Annotated in this window: 15 protein-coding genes; 13 read left to right on the plus strand and 2 right to left on the minus strand. The window is 58.3% G+C overall.

Translation table 11 applies throughout. The annotated features are described in order from the left end of the window. The first annotated feature begins 237 nt into the window (after positions 1-237). Together udp and VSX58_RS19545 are read left to right on the plus strand one after the other, a co-directional pair. Complete coding sequence (gene udp / locus VSX58_RS19540) at positions 238-1008, plus strand: uridine phosphorylase (RefSeq protein ID WP_327619556.1); 771 nt, start codon at positions 238-240, stop codon at positions 1006-1008. 100 nt (positions 1009-1108) lie between these two features. Beyond that, positions 1109-1891 (plus strand): tyrosine-protein phosphatase, encoded by a 783-nt coding sequence (locus tag VSX58_RS19545; protein WP_327619557.1) that lies wholly within the window; start codon positions 1109-1111, stop codon positions 1889-1891. Positions 1892-1968: 77 nt separating this feature from the next. Here VSX58_RS19545 and ppc read toward each other — a convergent pair whose 3' ends face one another. Beyond that, positions 1969-4608: a phosphoenolpyruvate carboxylase gene (gene ppc / locus VSX58_RS19550; RefSeq protein WP_327619558.1), complete on the minus strand. Its 2640-nt coding sequence runs from the start codon at positions 4606-4608 to the stop codon at positions 1969-1971. A gap of 322 nt (positions 4609-4930) precedes the next feature. Further along, complete coding sequence (gene argE, locus VSX58_RS19555) at positions 4931-6082, minus strand: acetylornithine deacetylase (protein WP_327619559.1); 1152 nt, start codon at positions 6080-6082, stop codon at positions 4931-4933. A 287-nt stretch (positions 6083-6369) separates the two neighbouring features. Between argE and argB the strand changes: the two genes are divergently transcribed. From argB to hemB, 11 genes are all read left to right on the plus strand, one after another. Continuing rightward, complete coding sequence (argB, locus tag VSX58_RS19560; protein ID WP_327619560.1) at positions 6370-7143, plus strand: acetylglutamate kinase; 774 nt, start codon at positions 6370-6372, stop codon at positions 7141-7143. 62 nt (positions 7144-7205) lie between these two features. After that, positions 7206-8579 (plus strand): argininosuccinate lyase, encoded by a 1374-nt coding sequence (gene argH, locus VSX58_RS19565; protein ID WP_327615559.1) that lies wholly within the window; start codon positions 7206-7208, stop codon positions 8577-8579. Positions 8580-8825: 246 nt separating this feature from the next. Next, positions 8826-10307 carry a DNA recombination protein RmuC gene (gene rmuC, locus VSX58_RS19570; RefSeq protein WP_327619561.1) on the plus strand — a complete coding sequence of 494 codons (1482 nt, stop codon included), beginning with the start codon at positions 8826-8828 and terminating at the stop codon, positions 10305-10307. Between the two features lie 174 nt (positions 10308-10481). Continuing rightward, positions 10482-11237: a bifunctional demethylmenaquinone methyltransferase/2-methoxy-6-polyprenyl-1,4-benzoquinol methylase UbiE gene (ubiE, locus tag VSX58_RS19575; protein WP_327619562.1), complete on the plus strand. Its 756-nt coding sequence runs from the start codon at positions 10482-10484 to the stop codon at positions 11235-11237. A gap of 12 nt (positions 11238-11249) precedes the next feature. Further along, entirely contained in the window at positions 11250-11858 is a 609-nt protein-coding gene (gene ubiJ / locus VSX58_RS19580; protein ID WP_327619563.1) for a ubiquinone biosynthesis protein UbiJ, read from the plus strand. Next, the gene (gene ubiB / locus VSX58_RS19585; protein ID WP_327619564.1) at positions 11855-13495 is read left to right on the plus strand and encodes a ubiquinone biosynthesis regulatory protein kinase UbiB; all 1641 of its coding nucleotides are present in this window, start codon (positions 11855-11857) and stop codon (positions 13493-13495) included. Before ubiJ ends, ubiB begins: the two co-directional genes overlap by 4 nt. Positions 13496-13578: 83 nt before the next feature. Next, a complete protein-coding gene (tatA, locus tag VSX58_RS19590) occupies positions 13579-13836 on the plus strand; it encodes a Sec-independent protein translocase subunit TatA (RefSeq protein WP_327615554.1) in 258 nt (85 codons plus the stop codon). Between the two features lie 3 nt (positions 13837-13839). Beyond that, positions 13840-14364: a Sec-independent protein translocase protein TatB gene (gene tatB / locus VSX58_RS19595; RefSeq protein ID WP_327619565.1), complete on the plus strand. Its 525-nt coding sequence runs from the start codon at positions 13840-13842 to the stop codon at positions 14362-14364. A gap of 3 nt (positions 14365-14367) precedes the next feature. Next, positions 14368-15120, plus strand: coding sequence for a Sec-independent protein translocase subunit TatC (tatC, locus tag VSX58_RS19600; RefSeq protein ID WP_327619566.1), 753 nt, complete (start codon positions 14368-14370; stop codon positions 15118-15120). Positions 15121-15142: 22 nt separating this feature from the next. Further along, a complete protein-coding gene (tatD, locus tag VSX58_RS19605) occupies positions 15143-15925 on the plus strand; it encodes a 3'-5' ssDNA/RNA exonuclease TatD (RefSeq protein WP_327619567.1) in 783 nt (260 codons plus the stop codon). 17 nt (positions 15926-15942) lie between these two features. Continuing rightward, complete coding sequence (hemB, locus tag VSX58_RS19610; RefSeq protein ID WP_327619568.1) at positions 15943-16965, plus strand: porphobilinogen synthase; 1023 nt, start codon at positions 15943-15945, stop codon at positions 16963-16965. The last annotated feature ends 39 nt before the right edge of the window (positions 16966-17004 follow it).

The following is a 17004-nucleotide window of genomic DNA, read 5'->3' on the forward strand; positions in this document are numbered from 1 at the left end:
CGATTCCTCGGCTCTCAGAGTGTGGAAAAACCTCGTTTCCCTCCGTCATCCCCATCGGCAGATTCCCGCCTGCGCCGTCAGCTTTCCTCTGCGCTGCGTCCCGAATTCATATTAATGTCAGGTTGCGCGTCTATGACGTATCTTATCAACGAGTAAAGAATCTACAATAAACAGTCTGGATAGCCGCGACGAACTTTTCTCTCTCTGATGACTCAATTTATTGCCTGGGAGGCGTTTATGTCTACATCTGATGTGTTCCATCTCGGCCTGACGAGGCACGACTTAAATGGCGCGACGCTGGCGATCGTGCCCGGCGATCCGGCGCGCGTCGAAAAAATAGCCCGGCTGATGGATAACCCGCTGCATCTGGCGTCGCACCGTGAATTCACCACCTGGCGCGCCGAGCTGGACGGAAAGACGGTGATTATTTGTTCCACCGGCATCGGCGGGCCGTCAACGTCGATAGCGGTGGAGGAGTTGGCCCAGCTCGGCATCCGAACCTTTCTGCGGGTCGGCACCACCGGCGCGATTCAGCCCGATATTCGCGTGGGCGACGTGCTGGTGACCACGGCGGCGGTGCGCCTTGACGGCGCGAGCCTGCATTTCGCGCCGATGGAGTTTCCGGCGGTGGCCGATTTCGCCTGTACGACCGCGCTGGTCGAGGCGGCGAAAGCGGCGGATGCGGCGCTGCATATCGGCGTGACCGCTTCATCGGATACGTTTTATCCCGGACAAGAGCGCTATGATACCTTTTCCGGCCGCGTGGTACGCCGTTTCCAGGGCTCGATGGCGGAGTGGCAAAGTATGGGCGTGCTGAATTATGAAATGGAATCGGCCACGCTGCTGACGATGTGCGCCAGCCAGGGGCTGCGCGCCGGGATGATCGCCGGGGTGATCGTCAATCGCACCCAGCAGGAGACGCCCGATGTCGAGACCATGCAGCAGGCGGAAACGACGGTCGTTAAGGTATTGCTGGATGCCGTGCGCCGGCTGCTGGCCGACGCATAAGCCTCAGGCGCGATCCGATTGGCGCCTTTCGGGCCGGCGCACGCCGCTCGGCCCGCTTTCCGTCTCGTCCTTTTACCGATGATGAATTGCAAGGAGATGTATGACCGAACCAACCTTACTCCATCCTTCACTGGTTCCGCTGGACGGCGGAATTAACTTCCGCGATCTGGGCGGCAACCGCGCGGCGGACGGACGGCTTATTCGCCACGGTAAGCTATTTCGCTCCGGTTCTCTGGATCGGTTAAGTCCGGCAGACTGCGAGCGCCTGGCCGGAGTGCCGGTTTCACAGGTGGTGGATTACCGCGATGATGATGAAATCGCGCTCAAGCCCGATATTCTGTGGCCCGGCGCCAGCTACCATGCGTTTCCGGCGAACCCGCTGCGCCATGAAGTTACGGCGAATCTGGATTCTTTAGGATCGGAGGTGCTGGCCGCCTTTGATTCACGGGCCTTTATGCTGAAGCTCTATCGTCTTCTGCCGTTCGATAACTCCGCCTATCGCCAATTGGCGTCGCTGCTGCTGCGGGATGATGACGGCGCGCTGGTGCAGCACTGCGCCGTGGGCAAAGATCGCACCGGGATGGGTTCGGCTCTGGTGATGTTCGCGCTGGGGGCGGATGAGCAAACGGTGATTGAGGATTACCTGCTGACGGAGACCACGCTGACGCCGTTCCGCCAGCAACTGCTGGCCGATCTGTCGAATACGCTGAGTGAGAAGGCGTTGAAGCAGTTCTCTTACGTGCTGTCGGTACAGGAGGAGTTTATCGTGACGGCATTGCGGGCGATTAATGAGCGCCATGGCTCGATTGACGGCTGGCTGGAAAACGAGTACGGGCTGGATGGCCGCGCCCGGCAGTATCTTCAGGATAAGTATCTGGCCTGAGCGGGCCGCCCAGAAAAACGGGTCCCCGCCTGACGGCTGCGGGGACGACGGCGCGTAGAAACCTTTGCTTTGGGCGATCAGCCGGTATTGCGCATACCGGCGGCGACGCCGGCGATAGTGACCATCAGCGCCAGCTCCACCTCCGCGTCCGGCTCTTCCTGCTGGCGTGAACGATGCAGCAGTTCAGCCTGAAGCACGTTCAGCGGGTCGGTGTAGACGTTGCGCAATGCGATCGATTCGGCGATCCACGGCAGATCTTCCATCAGGTGATCGTCGTTGGCGATGGTCAGCACCACGTGAATGTCGGCGGCCAGCTGCTCGCGCAGCTGTTTACCCAGCGGCCACAGTTTTTCATCCACCAGCCGCTGGTCGTAGTATTCGGCCAGCCACAGATCCGCTTTGGAGAACACCATTTCCAGCATCCCGATGCGGGTGGAGAAAAACGGCCAGTCGCGGCACATGGCTTCCAGATGCGCCTGTTTGCCGTCGTCCACGGCTTTTTGCAGCGCGGCGCCGGCGCCAAGCCAGGCGGGCAGCATCAGACGGTTCTGCGTCCAGGCGAAAATCCACGGAATGGCGCGCAGGCTTTCCACGCCGCCGGTGGGACGACGCTTCGCCGGACGCGAGCCCAGCGGCAATTTACCCAGCTCCAGTTCCGGGGTGGCCGAACGGAAATAGGGGACGAAATCCGGGTTTTCGCGCACGTACCCGCGATACATATCGCAGGATACGCGGGACAGGTCGTCCATCACCGCTTTCCATTCCGGTTTGGGCTCCGGCGGCGGCAGCAGGTTGGCTTCCAGAATGGCGCCGGTGTAAAGCGCCAGACTGCTGATGGTGACTTCCGGCAGGCCGAATTTAAAGCGGATCATTTCGCCCTGTTCGGTTACGCGCAGGCCGCCCTTCAGGCTTCCCGGCGGCTGAGAGAGCAGGGCCGCATGGGCGGGCGCGCCGCCGCGGCCGATCGATCCGCCGCGGCCGTGGAACAGCGTCAGCGCGATGCCGGCTTTTTCGCAGGTCTTAATCAGGGCGTCCTGCGCGCGGTACTGCGCCCAGGAGGCGGCCATTACGCCGGCATCTTTCGCCGAGTCGGAATAGCCGATCATCACCATCTGCTTGCCCTGAATCACGCCGCGATACCAGTCGATGTTGAGCAACTGGGTCATCACGTCGTCGGCATTGTTCAAGTCTTCCAGCGTTTCAAACAGCGGGGCGACCGGCAGCGTAAAAGGACAGCCCGCTTCTTTCAGCAGCAAATGCACCGCCAGCACGTCGGAAGGCGTCCGCGCCATGGAGATAACGTAGGCGGCGATCGAACCGGCGGGCGCTTTGGCGATCACTTTACAGGTGTCGATCACCTCTTTGGTTTCGTCGCTTGGCTCCCACTGGCGCGGCAGCAGCGGACGTTTGGAGCTTAATTCGCGGATCAGGAACGCCTGTTTGTCGGACTCCGACCAACTATCATAGTCGCCCAGGCCCAGGTAACGGGTGATTTCCGCCAGCGCATTGCTGTGATTGGTGCTTTCCTGGCGAACATCGATGCGCACCAGCGGTACGCCGAAGCAGCGCACGCGGCGCAGCGTATCCAGTAGTTGACCGTCGGCGATGATGCCCATGCCGCAGGCGTGCAGCGACTGGTAACAGGCGAACAGCGGATCCCACAGCTGCTCATTGCGGACCAGCAGGCCTTTCGGCGGCAGACGCTCTGCGCCTTTGAGGCGGGCATCCAGATAATCCCGGGTGCTATTCAGCTGCGCGCGCAGCGATTTCATGATGGCGCGATACGGCTCCTGCACGTCGTCGCCGCCGGCCAGTTTGCGCAGTTCCGGCGTACATTCCGACATCGACAGTTCCGATACCAGGAACTGAATATCCTGCAAGAACAGGTCGGCCGCTTTCCAGCGGCTGAGCAATAGCGCCCGGCGGGTCACTTCGGCGGTCACGTTGGGGTTGCCGTCGCGGTCGCCGCCCATCCATGAGGTAAAGCGCACCGGCACGGCTTCTACGGGCAGACGATAGCCGAAAGAGGCCTCAAGCAGTTCATCCAGCTCGCGCAAGAAGGCGGGCACCCCTTCCCACAGGCTGTTTTCCACCACGGCGAAGCCCCATTTGGCTTCTTCGATCGGGGTCGGGCGGATTTTACGAATTTCGTCGGTATGCCAGGATTGCGCGATCAGCTGGCGCAGGCGGCGCATAATCCGGTTGCGTTCATATTCGGCCAGATCGTCATGATCGAGCTGTTTAAGGCAGGTATTGACTTCAACAAGTTTGTGGATCAGGGTGCGGCGGGTAATTTCGGTAGGGTGCGCGGTCAATACCAGCTCGATGGAGAGTGATTCGACGGCGTCGCGAATCTCTTTTTCCGTGAGATCCTTATTATTTTTTAAACGCTCAAACGCTTCGCCGAGCAGCTCCGGGTTGCTGGCTGCCTCGCCGTGCGGGGAAATGGTGTGATATTGCTCGGCGGTATTGGTTAAGTTAAGAAACTGGCTAAATGCGCGGGCTACCGGCAATAGCTCTTCGTTGGACAGATTTTGTAGCGTGTTCAGCAGTTCCTGTCGGTGCTTTTCACTGCCTGCCCGGGAGGATTTTGATAATTTACGAATCCGTTCCACTTTATCAAGAATGTTCTCACCCAGCGCTTCCTTGATAGTATCGCCAAGTAGCTTACCTAGCATGCTGACGTTACTTCGCATTGCTGAATATTGCTCTTTCATATTTACCCTGACCCATCTCTAATTTTTTGTAAGTTTGTTTCACCAGAAAAACGTACAACGCTCCTTTCATCTAGCCACGATGAGGTAGATTCGTCAATTGGCGATTCTTTGTCCGCGTTAATCTTTATGCCGCCTCTCTTTTTACCCGTTTTGCTATCGATCTGGCAATTTGTGAAATTTAATTACAGATGTCCTGACATTAGGTGAGCTTATTAACCGGCCAACGCGGGCGCGAATCGCCGAGGAGGGAACGACGACGGCTGAAACGCCGTGCTCGAACGGCCTTACCCGCATTCTTTGCCGGTAAGGCCGCGGCGCGGGATTAGGGGCGGCAGAAGTGTTTAATCAGCTGCGAAATTAGCTCTCTCGTCGGTTTGATAAACGCGGTATCAAGGAATTCGTCCGGCTGATGCGCCTGCTCGATCGATCCCGGGCCCAGCACCAGCGTCGGGCAGAGCTCCTGGATAAAAGGCGCTTCGGTACAGTAATTGACCACGTCGGTTTGCGTACCCAGCAGCTTTTCCACCACCGAGACTAAATGGTGGTCCGCCGGGCATTCATAACCGGGGATCGGCGGGTGCAGCTCGCCGATCGTCAGCCGTCCCGGCCAGCGCTGGCTAACCGGCGCCAGCGCCTCCGCCAGCAGGCCGTTCAGATCGTTGAGCGTCATGCCCGGCAGCGGACGGATGTCCATGTGCAGCTCGCAGCAGGCGCAGATACGGTTCGGCGCATCGCCGCCGTGAATATGGCCCAGATTCATGGTCGGATAGGGGATGGCGAACGCGGGGTTGTGATAGCGTTCCTGAAGGGTTTGGCGCAATTTCAGCAGATGGGAGATCGCGTCGTGCATCAATTCGATGGCGTTAATGCCGCGCGAGGGATCGCTGGAGTGTCCCGACTGGCCCTGAATGCGTATCGCGCTGGACATATGCCCCTTGTGGGCGCGCACCGGCCGCAGCGAGGTCGGCTCGCCGATAATGGCGCAGTCCGGCCTGAGCTGCGTGGAGGCGGAAAAATATTTGGCGCCGGCCATGGTGGTCTCTTCATCCGCGGTGGCGAGCACATACAGCGGTTTGGTCAGCTTGGTCGCATCGATATCGCGCAGCGTATCAAGAATAAACGCGAAGAATCCTTTCATATCGGCGGTGCCCAGGCCGTACAGCTTATTGTCGTGTTCGCTCAGCGTGAAAGGGTCGCGCGTCCAGCGCCCGTCGTCGAAAGGCACGGTATCGGTATGTCCCGCCAGCAATAGGCCGCCTTTTCCTTCTCCGATTCTGGCCAGCATATTAAATTTGTGCCGGGTGCCGGGCACCGGCTGCACCTCGACATGAAAGCCCAAATCGGTAAACCAGCCGGACAGCAGATTGATTAACGCCTGATTACTTTGATCGAGCGCGCTGTCGGTCGCGCTGATGGACGGCGTTGCGATCAACGCCCGGTATAGCTCAATAAATGGGGGTAAATTCATCTTCACTGTTGACAGCCTCTGGTTAGGATAGTATCAATATTCATGCATTTTTTTTGAATAAAAATACAGTAATGTCAGGCGAAAGGAAACCTTGGGATATCCTTGACGGTATCTGCGGCATGTCGCTTGGCTGCGCGGGTGAACGGCGTGACGACGCAGACGCACCCCATTACCGATTTCGTTGATGAATAAGTTAAGGTATACACTACACCGCAAATGAACATAACCGCTTTTGCCGTTAACCCGGTCTTTACTTTGATGACTATTTACCATTCTGAGGCGCGAAGAAAATAATGAATCCGTTAATTATCAAGCTAGGTGGCGTTTTACTGGATAGCGAAGAAGCGCTGGAGCGTCTCTTCACCGCACTGGTTACCTACCGCCGGCAACATCAGCGCCCGCTTGTGATTGTGCATGGCGGCGGATGCCTGGTTGACGATCTGATGAAAAAACTGTCGCTGCCGGTGGTGAAAAAAAACGGCCTGCGCGTCACCCCCGCCGATCAGATCGACATTATTACCGGCGCGTTGGCGGGGTCGGCGAATAAAACATTACTGTCGTGGGCGAAAAAACACGATATTAACGCCGTCGGCCTGTGTCTGGCGGACGGCGGCAGCACCAACGTGACGCAACTGGACGAAGCGCTGGGGTTTGTCGGCAAAGCGGAGGCCGGCTCTCCCGCGCTGTTGAATACGCTGCTGTCGGCGGGATATCTGCCGGTCGTCAGCTCTATCGGGATAACCGATGGGGGCGATCTGATGAACGTGAACGCCGACCAGGCCGCCACCGCGCTGGCGCAGACGCTGGGCGCCGACTTGATTCTGCTCTCCGACGTGAGCGGTATTCTGGACGGCAAAGGCCAGCGCATCGCGGAGATGACGGCGCAAAAAGCGCAACAGCTGATTGCGCAGGGCATCATTACCGACGGCATGATCGTTAAGGTTAACGCGGCGCTGGATGCCGCGCGCGCGCTGGGGCGCCCGGTGGATATCGCCAGCTGGCGCCATGCGGATCAGCTGCCCGCGCTGTTCAACGGCGTGGCTATCGGCACGCGCATTTTAGCGTAAGCCGTTCTGGGATATGGCATGATGCCCTATCTATATTTATTTGAATTTCGGGAGTAATGGTTATGGCTTTGTGGGGCGGTCGGTTCAGTCAGGCGGCAGATCGGCGTTTTAAACAGTTCAATGACTCGCTGCGGTTTGACTACCGTCTGGCGGAGCAGGACATCATCGGCTCGATTGGCTGGTCGAAAGCGTTGGTCACCGTCAATGTGCTGAGCGAACAGGAACAGCAGCATCTGGAACAGGCGCTGAACGCGCTGTTGGCCGAGGTTCAGGCCGATCCTGACGTGATCCTGCAAAGTGACGCCGAAGATATTCACAGTTGGGTGGAACAGCGCCTGATTGAGAAGGTCGGCGATTTGGGCAAAAAGCTGCACACCGGACGCAGCCGCAACGATCAGGTCGCCACCGACCTGAAACTGTGGTGCAAAACGCAGGTGGCCGAGCTGCAGCTGGCGGTGCGTCAGCTGCGTCAGGCGCTGGTGGATACGGCGCAAGCCAATCAGGACGCCGTGATGCCGGGCTACACGCACCTGCAGCGCGCCCAGCCGGTGACGTTCGCCCACTGGTGCCTGGCCTACCACGAAATGCTGGCGCGTGACGAAAGCCGGCTGGCCGATACGCTGAAGCGCCTGGACGTCAGCCCGCTGGGCTGCGGCGCGCTGGCCGGCACAGCTTACCCTATCGATCGCGAGCAGCTTGCCGGGTGGTTAGGTTTCGCCTCCGCCACGCGCAACAGCCTGGATACGGTATCCGACCGCGATCACGTGCTGGAGCTGCTGTCCGACGCCGCCATCGGCATGGTGCACTTATCCCGTTTCGCCGAAGATTTGATTTTCTTCAACAGCGGCGAAGCGGCGTTCGTCGAGCTCTCCGATCGGGTCACGTCCGGCTCATCGCTAATGCCGCAGAAAAAGAATCCGGATGCGCTGGAATTGATTCGCGGCAAATGCGGCCGCGTCCAGGGCGCGCTCGCCGGCATGATGGTGACGCTGAAAGGCTTGCCGCTGGCGTACAACAAGGATATGCAGGAAGACAAAGAGGGGCTGTTCGACGCGCTGGATACCTGGCACGATTGCCTGATGATGGCCGCTCTGGTGCTGGAAGGCATTCAGGTGAAACGTCCCCGCTGCCGGGAAGCGGCCGAGCAGGGTTACGCCAATGCGACGGAGCTGGCGGATTATTTGGTGGCGAAGGGCGTGCCCTTCCGCGAAGCCCACCATATCGTCGGCGAGGCGGTGGTTGAGGCCATTCGTCAGGGCAAAGCGTTGGAAGCGCTCTCCCTGCCCGAGCTGCAGAAGTTCAGCGCGGCGATCGCCGATGACGTTTACCCGATCCTGTCGCTGCAATCCTGCCTGGATAAGCGCGCGGCGCAGGGGGGCGTATCGCCTCAACAGGTGGCGCAGGCCTTGGCCGAGGCGAAACGACGCTTGGGCTGATAACGCCGCAATCGTCCTGGCCGAGCGCGGCCAGGACGAATCGAGGCCCAGGGAGGGGCCGAATCGCCTGCCGACATGCGGTATGAAAAGCGTACCGGCTTGCATCATTTGCCCGGCGAATCCGAATCACGCCCGCATTTTTCACCCTAATCACCCCCAAACTCCGGTCTCGGCGCAATTGCCTCTGGACATCCATACAGTATCAATTTACCTTGGCGGACGGCGGTGATAGTCAGCGGAGGCGCAGTGGATATCAGCATATTTTATGGGTTGGGCGGCGGTCTTGTCGGCCTGTTGGTCGGCTGGCTTATCGTGAGCCTGTCGTGCCAGCGGCAGCAGTCCCGTCATGAAACCGAACAGCGGCTGCTTGAGCAAACGCTGCAGCAAACCCAACAGCTGCTGAGCGCAAGCCAGCAGGCGGAAAAACAGCATGAGCGGCAATGGCGCGAAAATGAGCTGGCGTTGCGTAACCTGCACGGCCAGCTCGCGGCCAGCCAGGAAAAGCAACGCCAGCTGCCGCAGCTGCGCGATGAGTGTATGCAGCTCAACCAGGAGCTGCGCGCGCTGCGTGAGGTGAACGCCGCCCAGGAGGCCGAGCTGCGGGAGGTCACGATCCGGCTGGAAGAGACGCGCATGGCGGCCGAAGAGAAACAGCGCCTGCTGATGAACAGCGAACAACGCTTAACCACCCAGTTTGAAAATCTGGCCAACCGGATTTTTGAGCACAGCGGCCGTAAAGTGGACGAACAGAACAAACAGAGCCTGGAAAGTCTATTGATGCCGCTGCGCGAACAGCTTGACGGGTTCCGGCGCCAGGTTCAGGAGAACTTCGGCGCCGAGGCGCGCGAGCGCCATACCCTGACGCACGAAATTCGTAATCTGCAGCAGCTCAATGAGCAGATGGCCCGCGAAGCGATTAACCTCACCAAGGCCCTGAAGGGCGATAATAAGACGCAGGGCAACTGGGGCGAAGTGGTGCTCAGCCGCGTGCTGGAAGCCTCCGGCCTGCGCGAAGGGTATGAGTATCAGACGCAGGTCAGCGTGCAGACCGGCGTCAACCAGCGTATGCAGCCTGACGTGATAGTCCGCCTGCCGCAGGGCAAGGACGTGGTGATTGACGCCAAAATGTCGCTGGTGGCCTATGAGCGCTATTTTAATAGCGAAGACGAGGCCGAGCGTCTGGCCGCGCTGAACGAGCATCTGCTCTCGGTGCGCGGACATATTCGCCTGCTGGGCGGCAAGGACTACCAGCAGCTGCCGGGGCTGCGTTCGCTGGATTATGTCCTGATGTTTATTCCCGTCGAGCCGGCGTTTCTGGTGGCCATCGATCGCCAGCCCGAGTTGATCAACGAAGCGCTGAAGCACAATATTATGCTGGTCAGCCCCACGACATTGCTGGTGGCGCTGCGTACTATCAATAACCTGTGGCGTTATGAGCAACAGAGCCGCAACGCGCAGCAGATCGCCGAACGGGCGGCGCGGCTGTACGATAAACTGCGTCTGTTCGTCGATGATATGGAGTCGTTGGGGCAAAGCCTTGATAAAGCCCAGGGGAGCTATCGTCAGGCGATGAACAAACTCTCTTCCGGGCGCGGCAACCTGATCGGCCAGGCGGAGGGGTTCCGTGCGTTGGGCGTCGAAGTAAAACGCCCCATCAGTCCAGCGCTGGCGGAGCGGGCGGGCGCGCAGGAAAACAGCGATCCGGCCGAGCGCGGCGGCGGAGTCTGACGTCGGTTCCGTAACGCCGGCGCGGCGAACAGGCCGCACCCTGGCGCGCCGCCGATTTATCGGCGCCTGCCGCACTGCGTTGCGGCATTAGGCGGTGGGCTTTTTATCCGGGTCTGTTACACTCTTCCCATTAATAAACAGACCCGATGTTTGACTAAATAGTAGGCGGATAAAATGGCAGATGAGCAGGAGAAAACAACCGACTTTGGTTTTCGCACTGTCGCCAAGGATGAAAAAGAGGTCATGGTGGCCGACGTTTTTCATTCTGTAGCAGCAAAATACGACCTGATGAACGACCTGATGTCTTTCGGCATTCACCGTATCTGGAAAAGATTCACCATTGAGTGCAGCGGCGTGCGGCGCGGGCAACGCGTCCTGGACGTGGCGGGCGGAACGGGCGATCTGACGGCGAAATTCTCGCGCATTGTCGGCGATGAAGGCGAAGTGGTCTTAGCCGATATCAATGCTTCGATGCTGAAAGTCGGCCGTGAGAAGCTGCGCAACAAAGGCATTATCAATAATGTCAGCTATGTACAGGCTAACGCCGAAGAACTGCCGTTTCCGGACGACTTCTTTGACTGCATCACCATCTCGTTCGGCTTGCGCAACGTCACCGATAAAAACAAAGCGCTGCGCTCCATGTACCGGGTATTGAAGCCGGGCGGACGTCTGCTGGTGCTGGAGTTCTCCAAACCGATATTGAAGCCGTTAAGTAAAATTTACGACGTCTACTCCTTCCATGTCCTGCCGAAAATCGGGGAAATGGTGGCGCGCGACGCCGGCAGCTATCGCTATCTGGCGGAGTCGATCCGCATGCATCCCGATCAGGAAACGCTGAAGGGAATGATGGCCGACGCCGGTTTCGATAGCGTGAATTATTTCAATCTTACCGGCGGGATTGTGGCGCTGCATCGTGGTTTTAAATTCTGATTGGACATGCCCATGCTGATAACGTCCGTGCTGACAGCCGCGCTGGAAACCGCGTTGAATCAGTTACTGTTTCGCGACCGCAGTATGAAGGCGGCGCGTCAGCGCCTGCTTGGAAAAACGCTGCAAATCGAACTGGCTGAACTGGATATGCCGCTGACGCTTATTTTTAGCGAGCGGCGTCTTGACGTGGTCGGCCAGTGGGAAGATCGCGCCGATTGCCGACTGAAAACGCGTTTGGCGGTGCTGATGAAGCTGCGCGATCGGCAGCATCTTTCCGCGCTGATGCGCGGCGGCGATCTGATCATCGAAGGCGATATCCAGGTCGCGCAGCAGTTCATCGGCCTGCTTGATTTGGCCGAATTCGATCCGGCGGAGTGGCTGGCGCCCTATCTGGGCGATATCGTCGCTCAGGGGGTAAGCCAGACGGCGCAAAAGACGCTGGGCGTCGTTAACCATTTTCTGCGCCGCCAGCGGCGTTTTCTCTCCGAGACGCTGACCGAAGAGTGGCGTCTCGCGCCGGGTAAACTGGAAAACGCCTGGTTCCATGACGAGGTGGCGGAGCTGGAGAAATCGGCGCAGACGCTGTCCGAACGTCTGGCGAAGCTGGAGGCTGCGCGATGATGCCCGGTGAACTGCTGCGGCTCTACAGCATCGTACGCGTCTTGCTGAGCTATGGTCTGGATGAGCTGATTCCCAGAATGCGCCTGACTATCCCGCTGCGCTTCGGCCGCCGCCTGCTGTTTTGGCTGCCGAACCGGCACCCCGATATGCTGTTGGGCGTGCGTTTGCGTTTGGCGTTACAGGAGCTCGGCCCGGTATGGATTAAGTTCGGCCAGATGATGTCGACGCGGCGTGATTTGTTTCCGTCGGCGATCGCCGATCAGCTGGCGATGCTGCAGGACCGGGTTGAACCTTTTGACGGCGGTCTGGCGCGCAGACAGATCGAACTTTCGATGGGGGGCGTTCCCCTGGAAGAGTGGTTTGACGATTTCGAGCTGAAGCCGCTGGCGTCGGCGTCTATCGCCCAGGTGCATACCGCGCGTCTGAAGGCCACCGGCAAAGAGATCGTCATCAAGGTCATCCGGCCGGACATTTTACCGGTGATCAAAGCCGACATCCGTCTTATGAAGCGTCTGGCGGGCTGGCTGCCGCGGCTGCTGCCGGACGGACGGCGCCTGCGTCCGCGGGAAGTGGTGCACGAATATGAGAAAACGCTGCTCGATGAGCTGAATCTGCTGCGTGAAGCGGCGAATGCGATTCAGCTGCGGCGCAATTTCGAAGACAGCAACATGCTGTACATTCCCGAGGTGTACTCGGACTACTGTAGCGAACGCATGCTAGTGATGGAACGAATCTACGGCATTCCCGTTTCCGACGTCGAAACGCTAAAAGCCAACGGAACCAACATGCAGCTGTTGGCGGAGCGCGGAGTGCAGGTTTTCTTTACCCAGGTGTTCCGCGACAGTTTCTTCCATGCCGATATGCATCCCGGCAATATCTTCATTAACGACGAACGCCCGGAAGATCCGCAATATATCGGCATTGACTGCGGGATTGTCGGTTCGCTTAATAAAGAAGATAAACGCTATCTGGCGGAAAATTTTATCGCGTTTTTCAATCGCGATTACCGTAAGGTGGCCGAGCTGCACGTGGATTCAGGCTGGGTGCCCGCGGATACCAACGTCGAAGATTTTGAATTTGCTATTCGTACCGTCTGTGAGCCGATTTTTGAAAAGCCGTTAGCGGAAATTTCATTCGGTCATGTATTATTGAACCTGTTTAACACGGCGCGCCGTTTTAATATGGAAGTTCAGCCTCAGCTGGTTCTGTTGCAAAAAACGTTGCTGTATATCGAAGGGATTGGACGCCAGCTCTATCCACAGTTGGATCTCTGGAAAACGGCCAAACCCTTTTTGGAAAACTGGTTAAAAGAGCAGGTCGGCCTACCGGCCATGGTGCGCGCCCTGAAGGAAAAAGCGCCGTTCTGGGCGGAAAAGCTGCCGGATATTCCCGAGCTGTTTTACGACGGCCTGCGCCAGCACCGAATATTGCGGCAGAGCGTAGACAAACTCGCTGACGAACTGCGCGCGCAGCATGTCAGACAAGGCCAATCCCGTTATCTGCTGGGCATTGGCGCAACGCTGCTCATCAGCGGTACGGTGCTGCTGGTTAGCCAGGTTGAGGCGGGCGTCGTACCTTCCGGTCTGATGGCGGCGGGGATTGTCGCCTGGGTTATCGGGTGGCGGCGAACTCGTTGAAGCAGATCATGATGCATAGCAAGATTATTTTCTATAATGGGGAGTAATCTTGATGGCTCCCTTTGTTAAAAGAGGTAAACGTTATGGGCGGTATTAGTATTTGGAACTTGTTGATTATCGCGGTAATCGTTGTATTACTGTTCGGGACCAACAAGCTGAGAACATTGGGTTCCGATCTGGGCGCATCCATCAAAGGCTTTAAAAAGGCGATGGGCGACGAGCAGCCGTCCGCCGCGGATAAAACTCAGCAGGATGCTGATTTTGCGACTAAATCGATAGCGGACCAGCAGCCCGAAGGGAAGAAGGACGAAGCAAAGAACCAGCATAAAGAGCAGGTATAATCGGTGTTCGATATTGGGTTTAGTGAACTGCTATTAGTCATGGTGATCGGTCTGGTCGTTCTTGGGCCGGAACGTTTGCCGGTGGCCGTAAGAACCGTGGCGGGGTGGATTAAGACGCTGCGTTCCCTGGCCTCTACGGTTCAGAACGAACTGTCGCAGGAACTGAAACTGCAAGAATTGCAGGACAGCCTTAAAAAAGTCGAGAAAGCCGGCCTGCAAAATTTGTCTCCAGAGTTGAAAGCGTCCATGGATGAGCTCAAGGAGGCGGCGGAGGCGATGAAGCGTGGCTATGCCGAGAAATCGTCCCAAAATGAAGCCGGCGCGGCGGAGACGTCGCCTTACCAGCCGCTCAACGATCCCGAAGCGATTCATGATGGCGTGATTGCGGTGGAGAAAACGCCCCCATCGGCGGTCGCCGGTCACGCATCCGAGGAGAGCCGGGCTGCGCCCGTCCCGGCTTCCGATGACAAAATCAAACCTGAGCAGTCTCCCGCCGTTGCTGCCCGTCAACCAAGTGATGATCGTTAGTTTATGACCGCTGAAGAGACCCAACCGCTGATTAGCCATCTGATCGAACTGCGCAAGCGGTTGTTGAACAGTATTATTTGTGTGCTGGTGGTGTTTCTGGCATTGATTTACTTTGCTAACGACATTTACCAGTTGGTTTCCGCCCCGCTGATTGAAAAGTTGCCCGCGGGGGCCAGTATGATCGCCACCGATGTGGCATCGCCGTTTTTCACGCCGATAAAACTCACCATGATTGTTTCGGTGTTCGTCTCGGCGCCGCTGGTGCTGTATCAGGTCTGGGCGTTCGTCGCGCCCGCGCTGTATAAGCATGAACGCCGGCTGATGATGCCGCTGCTGGTGTCCAGCAGCCTGCTGTTCTACGCCGGCATGGCGTTCGCCTATTTCGTGGTTTTCCCGCTGGCATTCGGCTTCTTTGCCAAAACGGCGCCTCAGGGCGTGCTGATCGCCACCGATATCAACAACTATCTGGACTTCGTCATGGCGTTGTTTATGGCGTTCGGCGTCTCCTTTGAAGTGCCTATCGCGATTGTGCTGCTGTGCTGGAGCGGGGTGGTAACCCCGGAAGATCTGAAAAAGAAACGGCCTTATATGCTGGTCGGGGCGTTTGTCATCGGCATGCTGCTGACGCCGCCGGATGTTTTCTCGCAGACGCTGCTGGCGATTCCTATGTATATGCTGTTTGAAATCGGCATCTTCTTCTCCCGGTTTTATGTCGGCAAAGGCCGTCGCTACAACGCGGAAGATCCCGCACCGTAACTCTCGGCAGATATATCATTAAATGTTTGATATCGGAGTCAATCTTACCAGCCCTCAGTTTGCCGAAGACCGCGATCGCGTCGTATCCCGGGCCAAACTGGCGGGGGTTGGCGGAATGCTGGTAACGGGCACCAGCGTTCAGGAAAGCCGCCAGGCTTTGGCGCTGACGGCGCAATTTCCTGATTATTGCTGGGCTACCGCCGGCGTTCATCCGCACGACGCCAGCGGCTGGGACGGCTCGGCCGCCGAACAGATTCACCAATTGGCTCAGTTTGATGCCGTTGTCGCCATCGGCGAGTGCGGGCTTGATTTCAATCGCAATTTCTCCTCCCCGGCGCAACAGGAGCGGGCGTTCAGCGCCCAGTTGGCGCTGGCGGCCGAGCTATCGATGCCCGTTTTTCTGCACTGCCGGGAGGCCCACTCGCGCTTTATCGCCCTGCTGACGCCATGGCTGGATAAGCTCCCCGCGGCGGTGCTGCACTGTTTTACGGGAAATCGTCATGAGCTTGACGACTGTCTGGCGGCGGGGCTGATGGTCGGCGTCACCGGCTGGGTTTGCGATGAACGCCGGGGGCTTGAGCTGCGCGCGTTGTTAAAGCATATTCCATGCGATCGGCTGCTGCTGGAAACCGACGCGCCGTATTTACTACCTCGGGATTTAACCCCTGCGCCCGCGTCCCGCCGTAACGAACCCTGCTTTCTTCCGCATATCGTCAGTCGGGTCGCCGCTTGGCGTGAAGAAGATGCCGCATGGCTGGGACAAAAAACAGATGAGAACGCCCGCCGAATCTTCCGGCTGGCTTGATTCAGGAGAATAATGATATGAGCAATGCTTTTCCCGGTACCTTCCCCGGCCGGCGCATGCGCCGCATCCGTCGTCATGACTTCAGCCGCCGCCTGGTCGCTGAAAACCAGCTGACGGTGAACGATCTGATCTACCCTGTTTTCGTTATGGAAGGGCACAACCGCCGGCAGGAAGTCCCCTCGATGCCGGGCGTATACCGGTTGACTATCGACCGGCTGATTAAAGAAGCCGAGGAGATCGCCCGGCTTGGCGTCCCGGTGCTGTCGCTGTTTCCCGTTATCGAAGCGGATAAAAAGTCGCTGAATGCCGAAGAAGCCTACAACCCGGACGGCCTGGTTCAGCGCACCGTCCGTGCGTTAAAGGACGCCGTGCCGGAGCTGGGGCTGCTGACGGATGTCGCGCTCGACCCCTATACCACGCACGGCCAGGACGGAGTTATCGATGAAGACGGCTACGTCATTAACGATATCACCAAGGATATTCTGGTGCGTCAAGCGCTGTCGCACGCGCAGGCCGGCGCGGAAATCGTGGCGCCCAGCGATATGATGGATGGGCGTATTGGCGCGATCCGCGAGCGGCTGGAAAAGCAAAACCTGGTCAATACGCAGATTATGGCTTACTCGGCCAAATATGCCTCTTGTTACTACGGTCCTTTCCGCGATGCGGTTGGATCGGCCGCTAACCTGAAAGGCGGGGATAAAAAGACCTATCAGATGGATCCCGCCAACGGCGACGAAGCGTTACAGGAGATTGCGCAGGACCTTCAGGAAGGCGCCGATATGGTGATGGTGAAACCGGGCATGCCGTATCTGGACGTGGTTCGGCGCGTGAAGGAGACGTTCGGCGTGCCGACTTTCGCCTATCAGGTTTCCGGGGAGTATGCGATGCATATGGCCGCCATTCAGAATGGTTGGCTACAGGAACAGCCGCTGGTGATGGAGTCCTTGCTATGCTTCAAACGCGCGGGCGCCGACGGCGTATTGACCTACTTCGCCAAGCGCGTCGCGCAGTGGCTGCGCGACCAGCATTTGCAACGTTGACGCACGCGCCGTCAGGGCGGCTAGCATCGCGCCTGACGG

It is taken from the genome of Brenneria populi, assembly GCF_036016195.1.
Classification (GTDB): Bacteria; Pseudomonadota; Gammaproteobacteria; order Enterobacterales; family Enterobacteriaceae; genus Brenneria; species Brenneria populi.